Annotated in this window: 15 protein-coding genes; 9 read left to right on the top strand and 6 right to left on the bottom strand. The window is 41.2% G+C overall.

Annotated elements, in window-relative coordinates; translation table 11 throughout:
- A partial coding sequence (locus AC1DRQ_RS20285) for a FadR/GntR family transcriptional regulator (protein WP_477426574.1) occupies positions 1-668 on the bottom strand: 668 nt, incomplete at its 3' end.
- A gap of 299 nt (positions 669-967) precedes the next feature.
- On the opposite strand from AC1DRQ_RS20285, the gene AC1DRQ_RS20290 reads away from it, so the two are divergent.
- The 9 genes from AC1DRQ_RS20290 (at position 968) to AC1DRQ_RS20330 (ending at position 11273) form a co-directional block, all read left to right on the top strand.
- A complete protein-coding gene (locus AC1DRQ_RS20290) occupies positions 968-1894 on the top strand; it encodes an alpha/beta hydrolase (protein WP_477426575.1) in 927 nt (308 codons plus the stop codon).
- 78 nt (positions 1895-1972) lie between these two features.
- Positions 1973-2521 carry a hypothetical protein gene (locus tag AC1DRQ_RS20295; protein ID WP_477426576.1) on the top strand — a complete coding sequence of 183 codons (549 nt, stop codon included), beginning with the start codon at positions 1973-1975 and terminating at the stop codon, positions 2519-2521.
- A 201-nt stretch (positions 2522-2722) separates the two neighbouring features.
- Positions 2723-3283, top strand: a complete 561-nt coding sequence (locus AC1DRQ_RS20300; protein ID WP_477426577.1) for a carboxymuconolactone decarboxylase family protein — start codon at positions 2723-2725, stop codon at positions 3281-3283.
- Positions 3284-3311: 28 nt separating this feature from the next.
- On the top strand, positions 3312-6083 hold the full coding sequence (locus AC1DRQ_RS20305; RefSeq protein WP_477426578.1) for a TonB-dependent receptor: 2772 nt from the start codon (positions 3312-3314) through the stop codon (positions 6081-6083).
- A gap of 6 nt (positions 6084-6089) precedes the next feature.
- The gene (locus AC1DRQ_RS20310) at positions 6090-7349 is read left to right on the top strand and encodes an MFS transporter (protein WP_477426579.1); all 1260 of its coding nucleotides are present in this window, start codon (positions 6090-6092) and stop codon (positions 7347-7349) included.
- 32 nt (positions 7350-7381) lie between these two features.
- Positions 7382-7927: a carboxymuconolactone decarboxylase family protein gene (locus AC1DRQ_RS20315; RefSeq protein WP_477426580.1), complete on the top strand. Its 546-nt coding sequence runs from the start codon at positions 7382-7384 to the stop codon at positions 7925-7927.
- Positions 7928-7967: 40 nt separating this feature from the next.
- Positions 7968-8507: a carboxymuconolactone decarboxylase family protein gene (locus tag AC1DRQ_RS20320; protein WP_477426581.1), complete on the top strand. Its 540-nt coding sequence runs from the start codon at positions 7968-7970 to the stop codon at positions 8505-8507.
- Positions 8508-8582: 75 nt separating this feature from the next.
- A complete protein-coding gene (locus tag AC1DRQ_RS20325) occupies positions 8583-10814 on the top strand; it encodes a CRTAC1 family protein (RefSeq protein WP_477426582.1) in 2232 nt (743 codons plus the stop codon).
- An 81-nt stretch (positions 10815-10895) separates the two neighbouring features.
- The gene (locus AC1DRQ_RS20330; RefSeq protein WP_477426583.1) at positions 10896-11273 is read left to right on the top strand and encodes a hypothetical protein; all 378 of its coding nucleotides are present in this window, start codon (positions 10896-10898) and stop codon (positions 11271-11273) included.
- A gap of 136 nt (positions 11274-11409) precedes the next feature.
- On the opposite strand, the gene AC1DRQ_RS20335 is transcribed toward AC1DRQ_RS20330, so the two are convergent.
- The 5 genes from AC1DRQ_RS20335 to AC1DRQ_RS20355 form a co-directional block, all read right to left on the bottom strand.
- The gene (locus tag AC1DRQ_RS20335; protein WP_477426584.1) at positions 11410-13467 is read right to left on the bottom strand and encodes a hypothetical protein; all 2058 of its coding nucleotides are present in this window, start codon (positions 13465-13467) and stop codon (positions 11410-11412) included.
- A 13-nt stretch (positions 13468-13480) separates the two neighbouring features.
- Entirely contained in the window at positions 13481-14947 is a 1467-nt protein-coding gene (locus AC1DRQ_RS20340) for a glucosidase family protein (RefSeq protein WP_477426585.1), read from the bottom strand.
- Between the two features lie 90 nt (positions 14948-15037).
- Positions 15038-16636 (bottom strand): solute:sodium symporter family transporter, encoded by a 1599-nt coding sequence (locus tag AC1DRQ_RS20345; protein ID WP_477426586.1) that lies wholly within the window; start codon positions 16634-16636, stop codon positions 15038-15040.
- A gap of 8 nt (positions 16637-16644) precedes the next feature.
- Complete coding sequence (locus tag AC1DRQ_RS20350) at positions 16645-17655, bottom strand: winged helix-turn-helix domain-containing protein (RefSeq protein ID WP_429393207.1); 1011 nt, start codon at positions 17653-17655, stop codon at positions 16645-16647.
- A 79-nt stretch (positions 17656-17734) separates the two neighbouring features.
- Positions 17735-19387 (bottom strand): RagB/SusD family nutrient uptake outer membrane protein, encoded by a 1653-nt coding sequence (locus tag AC1DRQ_RS20355; protein WP_477426587.1) that lies wholly within the window; start codon positions 19385-19387, stop codon positions 17735-17737.
- Positions 19388-19393 lie beyond the last annotated feature (6 nt).

Here is a 19393-nt window from a genome sequence, read left to right on the forward strand (position 1 = left end):
TTCAAATGCTCGTACATGCCATGTCTGAAATCGTTCTTATTACCGTGTTTAAGTAAATCCAGAAGATCATGATGTGATACTTTTCCAGAAACCGGTTCCTTTTCCAGTTTTAACACATATCCGAAAATAGGCAATAACATATTTTGGAAACGTTTAAGGGTGTCATTACCGGCAATTTCATAAAGTTTTCCATGAAAGGCAATTTCATTCTTAATACGAAATATCTGCTCACTGTCTCTAATTTCATTATCAACTATTAACTCCAGTTCATGCAAATGTTTCTCGGTAAGATTAATAAATAAAATATCGGCAAGTCCCATTTCCAACACTAATCTGAGCTCAAATAAATCCTGCAAGGTTTCTTCAGTGATGATCATTGGGTCTAAAACACGCTCAAAAGCCCCAAGAATATCCGGACTTGATAAGATCATACCTCTTTTCTTCCGCGACTCTATCATGCCAAGCATCCGTAAACGGCTCAAAGCTTCCCTTACAACGTTTCTACTTACCCCCAATGCTTCGGCAAGCTCCAGTTCTTTAGGCAGGGCATCGCCTGGTTTAAAAGATTTTTTCTTGAAATAGTCGCGTAAACGCGATTCTACCACATCTGCCATCGTATCAGAAGATACACGGCCGAGATCTTTATTTAATTCAATTTGTTTCGACATAAATCCATTACACTTTGAGTATCAAAAATGGTATTAATTTTATGTTGTACAAAAGAATATATTGCAATTTATATATACAGCAGAGGTTTTCTATTTAATTGCCCCTGTTAAGTGTATAAATCAACCTGACACGTGGTTAAAGTTATAGTTCAGTTACTCCGTTTAATATCCAGGCTAAACCGAATTTAAAATTCTTAAGAGAAATAAGTAGGTGATCTGAGTTCGTTTTGCTTATTAATATATTATTATGTTGGACATATATACAAATTACATTAGGTTTGTAGCCCAATTATATTTTTATGAAAACAATTTTAATAACAGTAGCTGCATTAATAATTACAATGGTTCAACCAAAAGTAAGAGCACAAACAGTAATACCGCTTTACAAAGAAGTACCCAATTCAAAACCTACTGCCATAACCGAAAAATCAGACAGCACTTCTGCAAGAGGCAAGGTAACCAACGTAGTTTTACCAACTATTACAGCTTATTTGCCAGAAAAATCAAAAGCGAATGGTGTGGCTGTAATTATATGTCCCGGCGGCGGATATGCTTACCTGGTAGTAAATCACGAAGGGAAAGATGTTGCACAGGAATTTGTTAAAAAAGGTATAGCCGCCTTTGTGTTAAAGTACAGGCTACCGAATGACCTCACCATGGTAAAAAAAGAGATAGGGCCCTTGCAAGACGCCCAACAAGCCATTAAACTTATACGTGAACATGCACCCGCATGGAATATTGACCCCAATAAAGTTGGGATTATGGGTTTTTCTGCTGGGGGGCATGTAGCATCAACATTATCAACCCATTACCAAAAAAGCTTGATCGAGAATGCTTCCAACACCAACCTCCGACCTGATTATTCATTGCTAATTTATCCGGTTATCACTTTTCAGGACAGTATATTACACAAAGGATCAAAAAAGGCATTAATTGGGGAAAACGCGCCAGGTGAAAAGGTTAGGGAGTATTCAAATGAGTTACAAGTTACTGCCGATACGCCGCCTGCATTTATTGTGCATTGCTCTGATGACCATGTTGTACCCGTTGCTAACAGCATAAATTATTATAATGCATTGAAAAAGAACCATGTAAAAGCTGAAATGCATATTTATGAGGCCGGAGGCCATGGATTTGGAATGCATAATGCTACTACTACCGACAGTTGGATGGACCGTTGCTTTAACTGGATGATGGCAAATAAATTATTTAAAGAGACACAATAGTCATTGCAAACACTTAAAATTAAATTTTGAAAGTCCCATTAAAAATCACATCTTTAAGCAACCCTTTGTATAAACCAATTGAAAAAGCTTATTGCCTTAATATTGCTTGCTGTTTTCCTGTTTAACATAGGGGGTTACCTTGCTATTCATGAATATTTAGAATATAAAACAGATCATTTTTTTACCGAACAAACACGTAAGGGCCTTTACAATTCAAATGATCTGACCGAAGTTAAACTGCCTGCAAATTTGCCGGGCATTACCGACTGGAAACGTTACGAAAACATTTCGGGCCAGGTGCAATTTGGGAATACCAGTTATAATTATGTAAAAATGAAGATAACCCGGAATGCGATATACCTCATGTGTATTCCGAATTATAAAACCACACGCCTAACGGATAAAAACATTATCCAGGCTAAAAACATGGCCGGCACTAAGGTTCCTCAAAAACAACATATTCCTTATGGTAAAGGCACCCTAAAAGATGATTCCAATATCACTTTATTACAATTTGCCATAATTATCCAGGTAAGAACATTGGCTAAACCTGTTCTTCAACCTGTATTACAACTGGTTCACCCCCACCTGGATATCCCGGAGCAACCGCCTAAATTTTCCTGCTAATTCCCCCTTCTCATTAATTCATTTTTCGGAGTTGAGGCATTGTTATGCTTTAGCATGATTTGCAAGGTATTGCAGACCTTATTTTTATATCACCCAGATTGTTATCAATTATCGATGACGACTTACAGATATATATGAGGGTCTAACCCTGTAATTAACTACATGCCCCTCTCCCGCTTGTAATCAAATTTAATATCAATTATGCCACACATAGTTCTTGCAACCCATCTGCCGGGCATAACCGGCTTATTGGAATACCGTAAAGATACAGCTCAACCTATCCGCGAACTTACACAGATCCTGCTCAGGGGACCATCAACCCTTAGCGAAGCTGACCGCGAACTAATTGCCACAGTAGTTTCCTTTGGTAACCAGTGCAAATTTTGTACTGCCGCTCATACAGCCGCCGCTGATATGCTAATCGGTGAAAACAACACAGCCGAAATGGTAAAACAGGATATTGCAACAGCGCCGGTAAGCGAAAAAATGAAAGCCCTGCTAACCATTGCCGCGCTCACAGGCAAAAGTGGCCGGCAGGTAACTCCCGAAATTATTGAAAAAGCAAAATCTGAGGGAGCTACCGATATAGAGATTCACGATACGGTACTCATAGCCGCGCTGTTTTGCCTGTATAATCGCTATGTAGACGGGATGGCAACAGCCTTGCCCGTTGATGCCGGCTATTATAATGTACTGGCCGAACGGCTGGTAAATCATGGCTATACCCGCCTACCGCAAGGGTATGATCACCTTAAAAAATAAACCTGATTAATCTAACCCCCTAATTACAATGAAAAAACTTTTATTTATCATATTATTACTACTATCATCTATAAACCTGTTTGCGCAGGAAACCCAAATAACGGGTAATATAACCGATGCTACTACAGGCAAACCTCTTGCCGGCGCAAGCATTAGTGTTAAAGACAAACTTGCCGGCACTATAACCGACTCAAAGGGTAATTATACCTTAACCATTAGTAAAATAAAGCTACCTTTTACCATAACCATTTCTGCCATGGGTTATGAGCCCATTGACAGGCAGATCACTACATTGGGTAGCAGCATCAGCGTAAAACTACAGCAAAAAGCTATTGTGCTTAACGAAGTGGTATCTGCCGCCACACGTATTAACCAAAGCATTTTGCAGTCGCCTGTAAGCATCGAAAAAATGAATCTTAAGGCAATAAAGGAAAACCCCTCCTTCACTTTTTATGATGGATTGCAGAGCTTAAAGGGCATTGAAGCGGTAACCAGCAGCCTAACCTATAAGCAGATCAACACGCGTGGTTTTAACAGCACAGGTAACTCCAGGTTTTTGCAATTGATTGATGGGGTTGATAATCAAACCCCGGGCCTCAATTTTTCGGTAGGTAACTTGTTTGGAGCATCAGATATTGATATTGAAAGCGCAGAAGTGATTCCCGGTGCTGCTTCGGCATTGTACGGTCCTGTGGCATTTAACGGTTTACTTTCCCTGCACACCAAAGACCCTTTTAAATATCAGGGCTTAACGGTTCAGGTAAAAACCGGGATGAACCATTTCGGCGAATCAGCAGTTAAACCACAAGGTCTTTACGATTTTGCGGCAAGATATGCCAAAGCGTTTAATGACAAATTTGCCTTTAAAATTAACGCGTCATACCTTACCGGCCGCGATTGGTATGCGGATAACTATACCGACGTAAACGCATCAACACCTCCTGCCCAGCGTGGCCCTAATAACCCCGGCCGCGACGCGCTAAATATTTATGGCGATGAAGTGTCACGCACTTTGCCCGGCATAGGCCTTGTTTCCAGAACAGGTTATGAAGAAAAGGACCTGATGAACTATAACGTATACAGCCTTAAACTCAACGGCGCGCTTCAATACCGTATCAGTAGCAATTTAGAGGCCATTTACCAATACAACTATGGCCGTGGTACTGCCAGCTATACAGGCAGCAGCCGTTTCGATCTTAATAACTTTGTCTTGCAAACTCACCGGGCAGAGTTAAAAGGCAGCAACTTTTTTATCCGTGGATATTCCGTTGCCGAAAACTCTCATGACTCCTACAATACCCGTTCCTTGGCACAATTCATCAATCGTGGTTGGGTAAAAGATCTGAGTGGTAATGTAGTAACACCTGATAAAGCCGACGATACCTGGTTCACCCGTTACAGCGCGGCTTATAATGGAAACGTAAACGGTGTGACTGCCCAAAATAATGCCGCCGCAAGAACATTTGCCGATCAGGGCCGCTTTTTACCCGGAACAAATGCTTTTAATACTGCTAAAGATGCATCCATCCATAATTATGGGTTGAGCGGAGCAGGGGTTTTTAGTAACAGTAAATTTTACCATGCCGAAGGCCAGTATGATTTTACAAGTGCCATAAAAATATTTGAACTGCTTGCAGGCGGTAGTTTCCGTGATTACAGGATGTTTACCAATGGCAGTTTGTTTGATGATAAAACCAACAAGATAACCATAAAGGAATATGGCTCCTTTATACAGGCTGCAAAAAAGTTATTTGACGACAATCTGAAACTGACAGCCTCCCTCCGTTTTGATAAAAACGAGAACTTTAAAGGCAACTTTACCCCGCGTTTTTCGGCAGTATATACAGTTGATAAAACCCAAAATTTCAGGGCATCCTACCAAACCGGTTTCAGGAACCCTACCCCTGTTGATCAGTTTATCCACCTCAATGTAGGCCCTATCACCATTTTGGGTGGCGCGCCTAACAACAGCAAAGGGTTAAACGTATATGAAAACTCATTTACTGCATCGTCTGTAAGCGCGTTCGGTGCGGCGTTTGGAGCAGCTATGCAAAGCGGCACACCATTTCCGCAGGCAGTTGCAAATAATAAAGGGCTGCTTAAAAAATCAAACGTAGCCTACATTAGGCCCGAACAGCAAAAAGCCTTTGAGCTGGGTTATAAAGGTTTAATTGCAGATAAACTATTGGTTGATGTAAATTACTATTACAGTAGCTATACCAACTTTATCCTTAACACCGTAGTTATACAGCCCGACAATCCTATTCTTGCTGCTGATGGAAGTATCAATACCGCGGCCGCGAGTGATATCCCTAATGGCAAGGTTCATGCGTTCCAGTTATACACTAATGCCCCAGACAAAGTATCGGCACAAGGAGCAAGCGCCGGTTTAACCTATCTATTTGACAAAGGTTATGCTTTAGGCGGTAATGGTACCTTATCGACCTTTAACCTGCGTAATGCCAATCCAAATAATATAGCTGCATTTAATACGCCAAAATGGAGCACCAATGCCACTTTTGGCAACAGCAATGTTATTAATGATTTTGGCTTTAACATGGCCTGGCATTGGCAAACCGCTTATGACTGGTACGGAACGTTTAACGGCACCCGCCCTGGCCGTGTAGACGCTTATTCCATGGTTGATTTGCAAGTGAGCAAAAGGCTGCCAAAAATAAAATCGACCATTAAACTGGGTGGCAGTAATATTTTCAATAAGCATATCTACCAGTCCTACGGCTCACCGGCCATTGGCGCCATATATTATGTTTCTATTGTATTTGATGACCTTTTAAAATAAACCAATATGAGCACTATTGTAATTGATGAGCGGGTTAGCCAACCCACAACAAATATCACTAAGGTTTACCGGGTGGTATTATTCGTGATATGTTTTTTGAGCAGCGCCCTGGGTGGTACGGTATCAACCCTGATGTCTGTTTACCTGCCGGTAGTTGTGAAAGATTTACAAGGCAACTTGCCGCCCGGTGAGGTAAACTCAATAAGCGGTTATATCAATGCCATCTTCATATTTGGCTGGGCATTCGGTGGCTTTACCTGGGGAGTAATCAGCGATAAATTGGGCCGTAAAACAGCCCTGATCATGGCGGTAACCTGCTATGGGGTTTTCACCATTTTAACCGGGCAAATGCCCAATTGGTGGGGCGTAGTACTATGCCGCTTCATGAGTGGTTTTGGTGTAGGCGGCGTATTGGTAACCACCATGACCTTAGTGAGCGAAGTTTGGCCGGCCAGGAGTAAGGCGGTTGTTATTGGTATTCTTTCTATCGCTTTTCCGGTAGGGATATTTTCTGCTGGTTTAATAAACTACGTGATTTCTTCCTGGCGTGAGGGTTTTTTGATTGGCGCTATTCCGTTGGCAATTGCGCTTAGCGGCATATGGCTGTTATCTGAATCACAAAGCTGGTTAAACTACCGCAACGACAAGGCTAATAAAAACAATCCACTTAATAAATTACTTTCGGCCAGCCACCGCCGTGAACTGATTGTGGGATCGTTAACATTTGGCACCATGCTGATTGGTTTATGGGCCATATTTTCATGGCTGCCTACCTGGGTTCAAAGCCTCATCACTATGCACGATGCCGCAAAAGAGCGTGGTTTGAGCATGATGTTTTTAGGCATGGGCGGCTTAACCGGTGGTTTCCTGTCGGGTTGGCTGGTTAACCTGTTAACATTACGGCGATCCATGCTTATTTGTTTTGCAGTATGCGCGGGTATGTCTTTCATATTGTTTAAAACCAATACCGTATTCAACCCGGTTATTTATGTCGAAATTGCTGTACTGGCGTTGTTCTTTGGGGCAAGTCAGGGGGTATTATCGGCCTACATACCACAATTGTTCCCCACCGGTATCAGGGCAACTGCAACCGGCTTTTGCTTTAACATAGGCCGCATATTTACCGCATCGGCCGTATTATTTGTTGGTGTGCTGGTATCAGCACTTGGTGGTTATGGCAATGCGATATTTACCTTTTCACTCGTATTTATTATAGGATTGCTGGTGGTATTATTTGTAAGAGAAAAGCCGGCAACTAAAAACTAAGCTATAAAAATTCAAACATTAAATAAAAACCCATGGCACACATTGAATTAAATAATGAGTTACCCGGCATACGGGGATTAATGGCTTACCGGCCCGAAACCGAAGGTCCTTTAAACGCGCTGGCCGAGGTATTATTAAGAGGAGAAAATTCATTAAGCAGAGGTGAACGTGAACTGATAGCTACTTATGTATCCTATCTTAACGACTGTTTTTTTTGCCAGAATGTACATGGCGCTTTAGCGGGTCATTACCTTGATTGTAATATCAGGCATATTGACCTGATAAAAGAAAACTTTCAGCAAGCAGATCTATCGCCAAAAATGAAGGCATTATTAGCCATTGCTGCAAGTGTACAAAAGGGAGGAAAGTACGTAACTGCCGAACAAATAGATCATGCCCGGTCGGCGGGAGTAACTGATACGGAGCTACATGACACCGTGTTGATAGCAGCAGCCTTTTGCATGTTTAACCGCTATGTTGATGGCTTAGGGACATGGGCGCCGCAGGACCGGCAATTTTATGTAGACCGTGCCCCTCAACGAGCACTGGACGGCTATCAGTCAAGTGTTTATAAATAAACCATACAGAAAAATTACAAAATCATTAATCAATAAAAACATGGCACATATTAAATTAAACAACGAAGAATTACCCGGCATTGTTGGCTTGCTGAACTACCGGCCTGAAACCGCACGGCCATTACTTGATCTGGCCGAAACCCTATTACGTGGCCCTTCAAGCCTTACCAGTGGCGAAAGGGAGATCATCGCATCATCGGTATCCTACTGGAACCAGTGCCACTTTTGCCACACTTCACACGCGGCGGCGGCAGCAGCTCATTTAAAAAGCGGCCTTAATCTTATTGATGATATTAAAGCAGGCTTACCCAATACACCCGTATCTGATAAGCTAAGGGCACTATTACACATTGCCCACCAGGTACAAGGGAACGGTAAAAATGTAACCGATGAGGATATTGCAGCAGCACGTGAAGAAGGCGCAACAGATACTGAAATTCACGATACCGTTTTAATAGCAGCTGCCTTCTGCATGTTTAACCGGTATGTAGACGGCCTGGGTACCTGGGCGCCCGGCCCAAATGAGGCTTATGCCGAAATGGGTGAACGTATGGCCCATGTTGGTTACGGAAAATATTAGTGGTTTAAAACTCAGGCCCTGTATTGTATGCCGGGGCCTGAATTTTAAACTAAATCAAGGTTTTGAAAATAATGTATGAAAAACAAAATTGCAGTGCCAATTATACTTTTTCTGGGGGCTTCCATGTTAGTTTGCTGTCAAAGCTCTTCGCACCAGGAAATGATTGAAATACTTCAAAGGCTTAATAAACAGAGCTATAATATTGCAAACCCATTTAATGAGGAAACCAAAATAGCTTATTGCGATTCCATCCTCAATACAGGTGCCTATGATCAGGGTTCCTATCTTCTGTCTTCAAAAGCATCGCTTTTGCTCGAAGCCGGGCGGGAAGAGCAATCTGTTAATGTCTATGAAAAATTGATCGACCGCATGGATTTCATGTCAATGGAAGAATTAATGCCTGCCATAGGTATAGCTTATATGCGTTTGGGCGAGCGCAATAACTGCATGCTTAATCATACGGGTTCATCATGTATTTTCCCTATTAAGAATGATGGTGTCCATAAGATCGAAACTGGTTCAAGAAAAGCTATCGATGTTTATAAAGCAATTTTAAGAGTTCATCCGTATGACCTGGAATCCCGATGGTTAATCAATATTGCTTACATGACTTTAGGTGAATATCCGCAAAAGGTACCAAAGCAGTTGTTAATCCCTGATTTAAATTCTGACAGTGTTTCCGGCGTAAAACCGTTCATTGATATAGCTGGTAGTTTGGGGCTGGATATAAAAGGCAGGGCCGGTGGTGTTATTATTGATGATTTTAATAATGACGGGTACCTGGATATCATTACGTCGGGATGGGATCTGAGTGATCCTATGCACTATTTTCAAAACAATGCAGACGGTAGTTTTAGTGACCATACCGGGCAAAGTGGCCTAAAAGGTATTACTGGCGGCTTAAACATTCAACAAACCGATTATAATAACGACGGTAATCCTGATATCTTTATTTTGAGGGGGGCATGGCTTAGTGGCAGTTTTGGTAATCAGCCCAGCTCTTTATTAAAAAATAATGGTGACGGGACTTTCACTGATGTTACTATACCAAGCGGCCTGTTGTTTTTTCATCCTACCCAAACAGCTACCTGGGCCGATTTTAATAATGATGGCTGGCTTGATGTTTTTGTAGGTACTGAAAGTATGAACAGACCTCAGGACAGGGATACATCATCCAGTGCATTATATATTAATAATCACAACGGAACATTTACCAATATTGCAGCATCGGCACATTGTAATATCAGCGCTTTTGTAAAGGGGGTAACTTCTGCCGATTATGATAATGACGGTTGGCAGGATATTTTTATTTCAACCATGAATGGCAACAAACTTCTGCTCAGGAATAAAGGTAAAACAGGACAATCCATCAGCTTTGAAAATGTTACCATGAAAGCCGGCCTTGACAAAAATAGAGAAAGAACATTTACCACCTGGTTTTACGATTATAATAATGATGGCTGGCAGGATATACTGGTAAGCGATTACCAATTTAACCAAACACTGGGATACTATAGCGCTGCCGAAGCACTGGGACACCCTGTTCCAAATGCTGGTAACGTGTTTTTATATAAAAACAATCATGATGGCACTTTTACTGATGTAACTACAGAAGCAGGATTAAATAAGGTGGTTTATAGCATGGGGGGTAATTTTGGTGATATTGATAATGATGGTTACCCGGACATGTATTTTGGCACAGGCAATCCTGATTTTAAATCATTAGTGCCTAATAAATTATTTAAAAACATTAATGGAAAAAGGTTTGTTGACATTACTGCATCTTCCCGCACAGGTAATTTACAAAAAGGTCATGGTATTGCCTTTGCCGACCTGAGAAATACCGGGCAACAGGATATTTATGCTGAAATGGGAGGCGCCTATAAAGGGGATTCTTATACCAGCTCATTATACCTAAATCCGGGAATTGGGAATAATAACTGGATAAGTTTAAAGCTGGAGGGGGTAAAAGCAAATAAAGCTGCCATAGGAAGCCATATAAAAGTGACTTTTACTGAAAATGGAGTTAAAAGAAGTGTGTACAAAGATGTGAACTCGGGCGGAAGTTTCGGGGCATCGCCACTACAGCAGGAAATGGGGATTGGTCAGGCAAAATCAATAGACGAAATTGAGATAAAATGGGCTGGAAGTAAAACAGTTCAATATTTTAAAAATATTTTACCGAATCAATTTTTGTATATTACCGAAGGGATCAAGCAATATAAAGTTAAATCACTGGCAAAGCTAACCTTTATAAACAAACAAGGCATACCTGTTTGTATGCCCATGACAGCCAAATCAAATTAGCCATTGCTATAAACACTGCTTTTATATCCAAACAATAAAAACTATATTTAAATCATAAACCATCTAAATTAACATTTAACAATGAAAAAGATCTTATTACTATGCTGTTTGTTCATAGGATTAGCAACAGCAGTTAATGCCCAAACTCACCCGGCTGCAGTAGGCCCGGTTGAAAAGGCAAAAGAACTACAAAAACAACTAAAACTCACTGATGTACAAACCGGTAAAATTTCAGCAATTTACAAGGAGTCGTCGCAAAAATTTGATAAAATTAAGGCGGCTGAGCACGGTGACAATGCTAAAATGTTAGTAGCCATAAAGCCGCTTCGCACCGAAACAATAACCAAGATAAAAGCTGTTTTAACCAAAGAGCAGGCTGTTAAATATGACAAGTTGATTAAAGACAATAAAAACCAGGGCGGTACCGGCTGGGGAGATGGATGGAGCTCACCTCAATAAAAAATAATCAGTTTAAATAATAACTAATAAAGCGGCTTTAGGCCGCTTTATTAGTTTACTCCCTTTAGTGGATCACAAAACTGCCTGCTGTCTTGCTGTCGTTTTATTTAAATGACGTTTTACGGAGTAAGGCCAACTATAGCTTAACATGAACCATTTCTCCTTCTTTAGTGATATAGGATTGTTTATTATTTCCTTCGATTATGTTCATCATTATTTTACCATTTGCCTGTCTTATTATTTTCAAATCAAATACTGTCCCAAACGAATGAATGTTATTTAATGCCATGTAGTTCCAGTTTTTTGGTAATCTGGGTGTACAGTTAAAACTATTAAAACCTGTTGGCCGCATCCCAAATAACCCCTCAATAAATATTCGGCAATACAAACCGCTTTCGGCTGAAAGGTGTCTTTGATTACCTTCGGGATAGGCTTCAACCGGATAAGGCACATGTTCACCCAGGAGCCTGCGGCGCGAATAATAATGCAAAAACGTTATCGCCCGTTCTGTTTCACCTGCCTGCAGTACGCCACGAAGCGCATATAATGTGGAGCGATCCCAGAAAGTGTCTTTTCCGGCTTCTGTGGCCAACCCGTCGGCTGTCCAAAGCTGAGGCGAGAATAAAGCATCAATCGTTCCCCGGCTCCGGTCAAAAATCCCCATAGTTAATGGCATGCAGATCCAGGCACGCAAAACATTATTAGTTTCATAATACCTGTAGGTTTCAAACCCATCTATATTAGCATCAAAATACTTTTCAATATTATTTTTAAGCTCAGCAGCTTGTTTTGTGTATTTATTGGTTTGCTCCTTTGAAATGTGCAATTGTTTGCCAAGCAAAGCTGCCGAAATCAGGGCATCGTAATACAAACAATTGGTAGAAAGATTAGCTTTACCTGATGGGAACCTGCCCTCCAGCTCATCGCTTTTTGACTCAACAACTCCCTGGTTGTTGATGTGCCTACGACTATATTCCAGGCACCAGCTGATCAAAGGCCATAACATCTTTGCCGAATCGGCATTACCATAAGTGAGGGCATACCTTGAAGCCCCATAGGCGATCATAGCTTGATCACCACGGTCGCCTGCCCCTTTCCAAACGGTATCACCTTCTGCCACTATGGAACTGGGTAGTGCATTGTATTCAGGGTTCATGTATTTAGCAAACAGCCTGTAACAGTTCATAGCCGACAGGTTCCCTATCCTATCGCCTGAAAAAGCAAAAAACGGACTAATATACTCTGCCTGGTCATTTGCCCATATAGCGGCATAATACGACAGGCCACCGGGACCGTGCATATATCCGCCTTTTGTTTTAAAAATGCTTTCTGTGCCTCGTATTTTGGCAAAGGCAAATGCTGTATTCAGGATACTGTCCGGAGTTACCAGTTGCAATGGCGCTAAAATTTCGGCTATCCGTTTTGCTCTTGCGTTCTCTTCTGCTTCGGGGTAAATAGATATGGGAGACGAAGGATGATCCGTAGCCCGGTAGCACACAGCAAAAACAGTTGATTTGCCAGGCTGTAATACGCGGCTGCCATCGTTTACAGATTCCATGATAACCGTATGTGGCGATGATTTACTACGGATGGTATCGGTTGTTACTTCACGCTTTAAATGCTCCATAGAAACCGTTACAGGTTTACTGCTGATATTCGTGAACTCAAACTTTTCAATAGCAAAAGGTTTATCAACCGAAGGAAACAGGCTCCGTTCAATTTTAACCTGCGCCGGATTTCCTGCCTGTGCTGCTATTCGCATAATGCCGTGATGATTGATGCTTTTAACCTGGAAAGCAGTACCACCTGATTCATCCAGTTTAGAAATATCGGTTCGGAGCAAGTTATTATTGATGTAGATACGAGGCAATTCGTTATCTGCGAAAGTATAAGCTATATGACTCCTGGTATCATCAGGAAGCATTCTGAAAGTTGGAAAAACTACGGTACGGATAATTTTTGATACTCCCGCGGTATCAATACCATAGGATACCCAAAGGGATACTTTTTCGCCCGACATTTCAATATGATCCGAATGTGGTAACCTGTCTTTTATATTCCAGGTGATGCTACCGTCATGCTGAATAGACCACCTGTCGGTTTGTTGGGGTAAAACTGTTTTTTGGGCGTATAATGATGATTGAATTAAAACGAGAAATATAATTATCAGTACTTTGTTTTTACAGGCTTTCATTAATTAGTTTGGATTAGTCTTCAACTTTAACACTTACCGCTTTACCGGGTTGTACGGTAATTTCAATAAAAGAAACCTTTTTGCCCCGGTCGTCAGTTTCCTTTTTTACGGGTATGGGTTTCCCGTTAGCATAGGCCATTTTGTAATTCCCATAAAACATGGCTTTCCATTTCAATGATCCTTTTCCGGTGTTGTGTAAAACTGATTGGTGTTTATTAAGATGAGTAATATCTATTTTGGTATGAATAACAGCGAGATGATTTATGGTCGCGTTACCTGTACTATTCGTTTTATAAATAGTGCTGATCGTATTTGTACGCGCATCAGGGGTTATTCCCATCAGTCCCTGAACAACTCCTTCAATTACCCCAAAAGAAACTTCGGGATACTCTCTTCTTTGGGTAGATGGATCTGAAAGATATAATATATAATCTCTCGCCTTATCCCAATAACCGTTTTTATAAAACAGGAAAGGCAGATAGGAAGTGGTTTCCATATTCCAGGTTTTTGAGCTAATGTGATCAATGGTTTTTTTAACCCGTACATCATCTTTCAAAGCATCAAACCAAAGCAGAAAGGTCTCCCCTTCGTCTTTACCAAATTTATTATCGTTGCTATAATAGGTATAGTATTGTGCGTCTTTTTCGTCCCACCAATCAGCCTCCAGGCGCTGCCGGTATCGCTCAGCCTTTTGGGCATATAAAGCAGCTTCCTTTTTTTGCCCCTTTTCTGTCAATATAGCCGAATAAGTAAGTAACCCTCTGTATATGGCAGCCACGAGATCGGCCCCTGTTTTCAAATTGGGCACTCCCTCAGAGTAAGAAGGCAACCCACGGCAACGGTGAAAAGAATCTTCTTCATTAAAAGGAATGGGTGCATTAGGATGGGCAGGTCTTTTTAACAGGGAATCGGCTGAAAGTACCCAGTTATCTATATATTCTTTGACAGATTTTTCCTGGAAACGAACAAAAGCCGGATCGCTGATATAGCTGCTGTCGCCGGTCCATAAGTACAACCTCCAGGTAGCATTCAACACATCAAAATTGGCTGGCAGGTTATACCAAAACTCCTTGTCATTCCTGTAATCCTCAGGAGCGGGTATTCCAAATTTATTAATTTCCCAATAGGAGCACCAATTTTTTGAGGCAGAAATATTACTTGTAAATAAAGTAAACATATTGTGATTTTCCCGGCTTAGGCCCAGTATTTCTGCACCAATACTTTGATGGGATACATCCCTCATGCAAAACGCAGCTCTTGGAGGTAGTGCAGACTCATACCATGGCCCCACCGGATCATCAGCATTCCCTTTGTAATGCAATGCCATGCCTTTGGCCCAGATAAAAGCATTTTCAATTTCCTTATCTGATGAAGTGAACTTAACATCTGTTTCTTGTGCCCGGGCAACCGAAAAAGAAAATGTACATAGTATAAGTACAAAATATAGTTTCCTGTAAAAAAAGGCAATCATAACGCGCATGTTATATTAGGTTTAATTAAGATAAAAATGGAATTAATTCTATTCTGGTCTATTCTATAAAAATAGAAATTATACTTTACCGTGCAAAATTTATTTTGCAAGAATAAGCGGCGAAAACAAGATAAACATCAGGATCATCAGCACCAGCAAAATCCCGCTATAAATATGCCGGTTTTTCCATGGCTCAATATTAACCTGGTTATTAAGTTTTTGCTGGTAAGGAACAGGCATTGGGTAAAGTTTACCGATAACAAACATGAGACCACAGGTTATCACGAATAAAATGGCCAGTATATGCAGAAAATGGATATGTAGATCAAATACCAGTTGTGTGAGGCCATAAGTAACAATGAAAAAAAACAGACCCACTTTTGCTGCCAGTGCCGGTACCCTTTTAGTAACAAAGCCCATAAACATAATGGTAAAAATAGGCACATTGAAAAAGCCGTTGACAATTTGCACATAGGTATAAAACCCATTTTTAACAAATATGATAAACGGGGCGATAAACATAGCTGCAAGGCAAACAATGATCTCAAATTTTTTGGCCGTGCTGATCAGTTCCTTTTCCGAAACCTGTTTTAACCTTTTTTCACGCCAGGGTTTATAAATATTTAGTACAAACAAGGTGCCTGAACTGTTAAGACCGGCGTTGAAAGTTGTTAACGCGGCACCAAAAATAATGGCTGCAATATACCCGGCTATAAAAGGTGGTGAAACCAGACTGTCCAGCTTTGGAAATACTTCGGCAGGATTGTGCATGCTGGTAAAAATATGTACAGCGATGAGACCGGGTACATTTAAAAGCAAGGGGGAAATGAGCTTCCCTAAACATGCTACCGCGATACCTTTCTGGCTATTTTTAAGATCTTTACTGGCCAACACCTGCTGAACAATATACTGCTCGGTACCCCAGTAATAAAGGTTAACCAATAGCATTCCTGTAAAAAGCGTACCAAATGGTATAGGATCTGAAGGTGAGCCTATACTATTCAAATGTTCTTTATGTGTGTTTAGTACGGTATGGAGGCCCTGCAGGATGCTGCCATGTCCGAGATACCTGAGCGCAAACACAGGCAGTAAAAGTCCTCCTGCAAAAATGCCCAGGCCAAGCAGCGTATCTGAAACAGCAATTGCTTTTAACCCTCCCAATAAAGCGTAAAGACAGCCAATTGTGCCCATAACCCAGATCAGTATCCAGATCGTTGTCCAGTAATCCGTTTTTAAAATTTCAGAAAAATGAAATAAGCCATTGAAGGCAACTGCCCCGCTGTATAGTACAGATGGTAACAAATTAATAATATAACTGATCAGGAAGATGACGGATACCAGCTTGCCGGTTCCATGGCCATACCTGGCTGTAAGATAATCTGGCGTGGTAGCAATACCCAGCCTTAAATACATGGGCATTAAAAACTCAGATACCAGAAGCATGGCCACCACAGAGGTTATGCCCCATGCCATAACCGACATGTTATGTGTATAGGAAAGTTCATTCTCTCCTATTATTGTAGCTGTATTGATATTGGTGAATAATAAACCGCCCCCTACCAGTAAAAAACTCAGGCTCCTGTCGGCCATAAAAAGGCTGTTGACAGTATTGAGCTTATTTCGTCGTAATTTATACCAGGAAGCAAAGGCTAGGATACCGATAAAAAACAGAAAGCTTGCGATCACCAGCCAATTCATGTGAGCTTTTAAAGCGTATTTCTTTCAAATAAGATCATAGGGACTGTAAGTTGTATCTTTTCTTTATTGAGCACCGCAAGCCCGGCCATTTTACCCATGTTGGAAAAATCAGCAGAAAAGGTTGTAATTCCGATGATCTCCTTAGCGGGTTCATCATTACTTGAAAGTACCCCCAGATCCTTTCCCGGTTTTAGTTTTTGACTATTGCAGTCGCGCATAATTTGCCAAAGCGCAAAGTTATCCAGTGTAAAATAAACTTTCCCCTTCTCAATAGACCCCGGCAGGTATTCCTTTTCAACATGGCCCTTGATTTTAAAATCCTTCAGAAACTTCTTGTAAGATTGTACAATCTCTTTAGGGTCCAAAGAATCGGGCGAGTGATAAAATATCATTTCATCAAACTGGCTTATTTTAGGCGCCAGTTTTGCAAATATCTCGTAAGAAGACTGCCCAAACTCCTGGGTAATATGGTTAAAATCGCCATCCAGCGGTTCAAAACGGTCAAACATGAGCAGTTTATTGCGGGGAATGACATCTAATAGCTCCTTAGTTTTTGAATGAGGGATAGGAGCCACAACATACATTCCGTACTTGCCTCTTATCTGCATCAGGATGGTTTCAAATATTTCAATATCTCCATGGTGGAAATAGGTACTTAAATGCACATTAGGTCCCAGTGCATGGCGAAAATTCCGGTAAAATTGTTCCTCAAAGGTATCCAGGTTATACATGAGCAGCGCAACGTTAAGGGTTTGTTCCGTATTGCCATTACCAACAAAATATCCAAGCCGGTTTTTTGATTCAACAATACCGCGACTGATCAGATCTTTGTACCCTTTCATTATCGTTTCCCTTGAAAAACCAAGTTCTTTGATCAGCTTATTTACTGAAGGCAGCATTTCATCCTGGCCAATGATCTTTTCATTAATTGCATTGATCATGCCCTGAACAAATCTGTCATGCTTTGAGTAAGAAGGTATGTCTGTCAGTTTTTTTATTTCTTGAAAAATTCTATCCATGTAAAATCTTGATTTTTAGCCAAAGTAAGAAAAAAGGCAGCCGTTTTGCCGCCTTTTCTTCTTAACTTTTATAAGATGTTTAATTATAACCCGGGTTTTGTTTCAAAGCAGTGTTAATCTGAAGCTCCTTACGGGGAATAGGGTAATAATAAAAAGCCGGAAGCCATACCCGCTTTTGGGTAGTAATAACTTTGTAAGTAAAGGCTGTGTTTGCAGATGATGTTGGGGTAATAGTTATACCCAAAGCATCTTTTGAACCTATGTCCGCCATCCCCCATCTGCGGATGTCAAAGTAGCGGTGCCCTTCAAAGCATAGCTCTATCCTCCGTTCATGACGTATACTATTGATCAAAGCCGCACCTGACCCTGAAATGTCAGGCATGMCTACTCTTTGCCTTATTTTGTTTACGTATGTTAAAGCCAGGTTACTATTGCCCAGTTCAGCTTCCGCTTCTGCATAGTTTAAATAAATTTCACTTAAACGGGAGGCTACCCACTGGCATGAACTGTAAGGCTGGATATTAAAATTATAACTCGGGTCAATCATCTTGCGGATAGTGTAGCCCGTTTTTGAGGCATTCCATGGTGATAATGTACTTGTTTTAGAGTCAAGACCGCCTTCATAAAATTGTGCGTTCCTGTTTTGAAAAGGTGCCCCGTTATACAGAATATCTGCATAAAAACGAGGGTCCCGATTCAAGTACGGATTTGCGGTTGGGCTACCCCAAACAAACGGAGTACCATCAGCCATATCAAAATCTTCAACCATTTGTTCCAATACATTATAGGCGCTATAGCCGTTATACCCGTTCGGGCTTAGGTCACGGTAAAGTGTATTATACCTGTCTTCCTGAACTGTTGAGCTGAACACGCGCGAGAAAATAACCTCGCTGTTAAAGTTATCGGTAAAAATGGTGTTGTATGTAGCGGCGTTTGCGTACAGCGAGTAAGTCCCCAGGTCTATTACCGCTTTTGCTGCGTCAGCAGCGGCCTGCCAGCGGGCCATATCATTGGTAGTATTAAAATAAGGACTGGCGGCGTACAATAACAACCGCGATTTAAGAGCAAGTGCAGCACCTTGTGTCGCCTTACCCAAATTACTGTTATCAGTATACGTTTTAGGCAAGGCAGCAACAGCCGCTGCAATTTCAGTCAGAATAAAATCCCTGGTCTGATCCCATGTAGCTCTTGTTTCGTTAAAAGTTTTGTCGTTGGCGTTGTAAACTTTGGTAATTAATGGCACTCCGCCAAAACGTTTTAACAATTCAAAATAACATAACGCCCTTAAAAAATGAACCTCGCCTTTAAGGTTATTAAGTTGAGCCCCATGCCCCACAGTATCGGCCATACCTACATTTTGAAAAAACTGGTTTGTTTTTTGAATGGTGCTGTATAGGGTTGTCCAATAGTTAAGGGTTGAACTGTAATTGAGCGGGAAAGAACTCTTTTGATTATCGGGGGTAGATTGCCCCATGGCATAAGTATTTTCGCTGCACCAGTTAAAGTTGCTGTACAATTCATCTGTTTGTGAGCCCCATCCAAAACCGCCATCTTTAAAGGCGAATACCGACTCTTTATATATCTGATTAACAAATACCTGAACAAGCGCCGGGTCACTCCACACGTTGTTTGTAGAAAACGAACCCGTAGGCTGCAGGTCCAACACCTTTTTACAGGAAACACCAGTAAGCAGCACCAGGCTTGCGCTTAAAATTATATATATCTTTTTCATCACTGT

Source organism: Mucilaginibacter sp. P4_E8 (assembly GCF_056401495.1).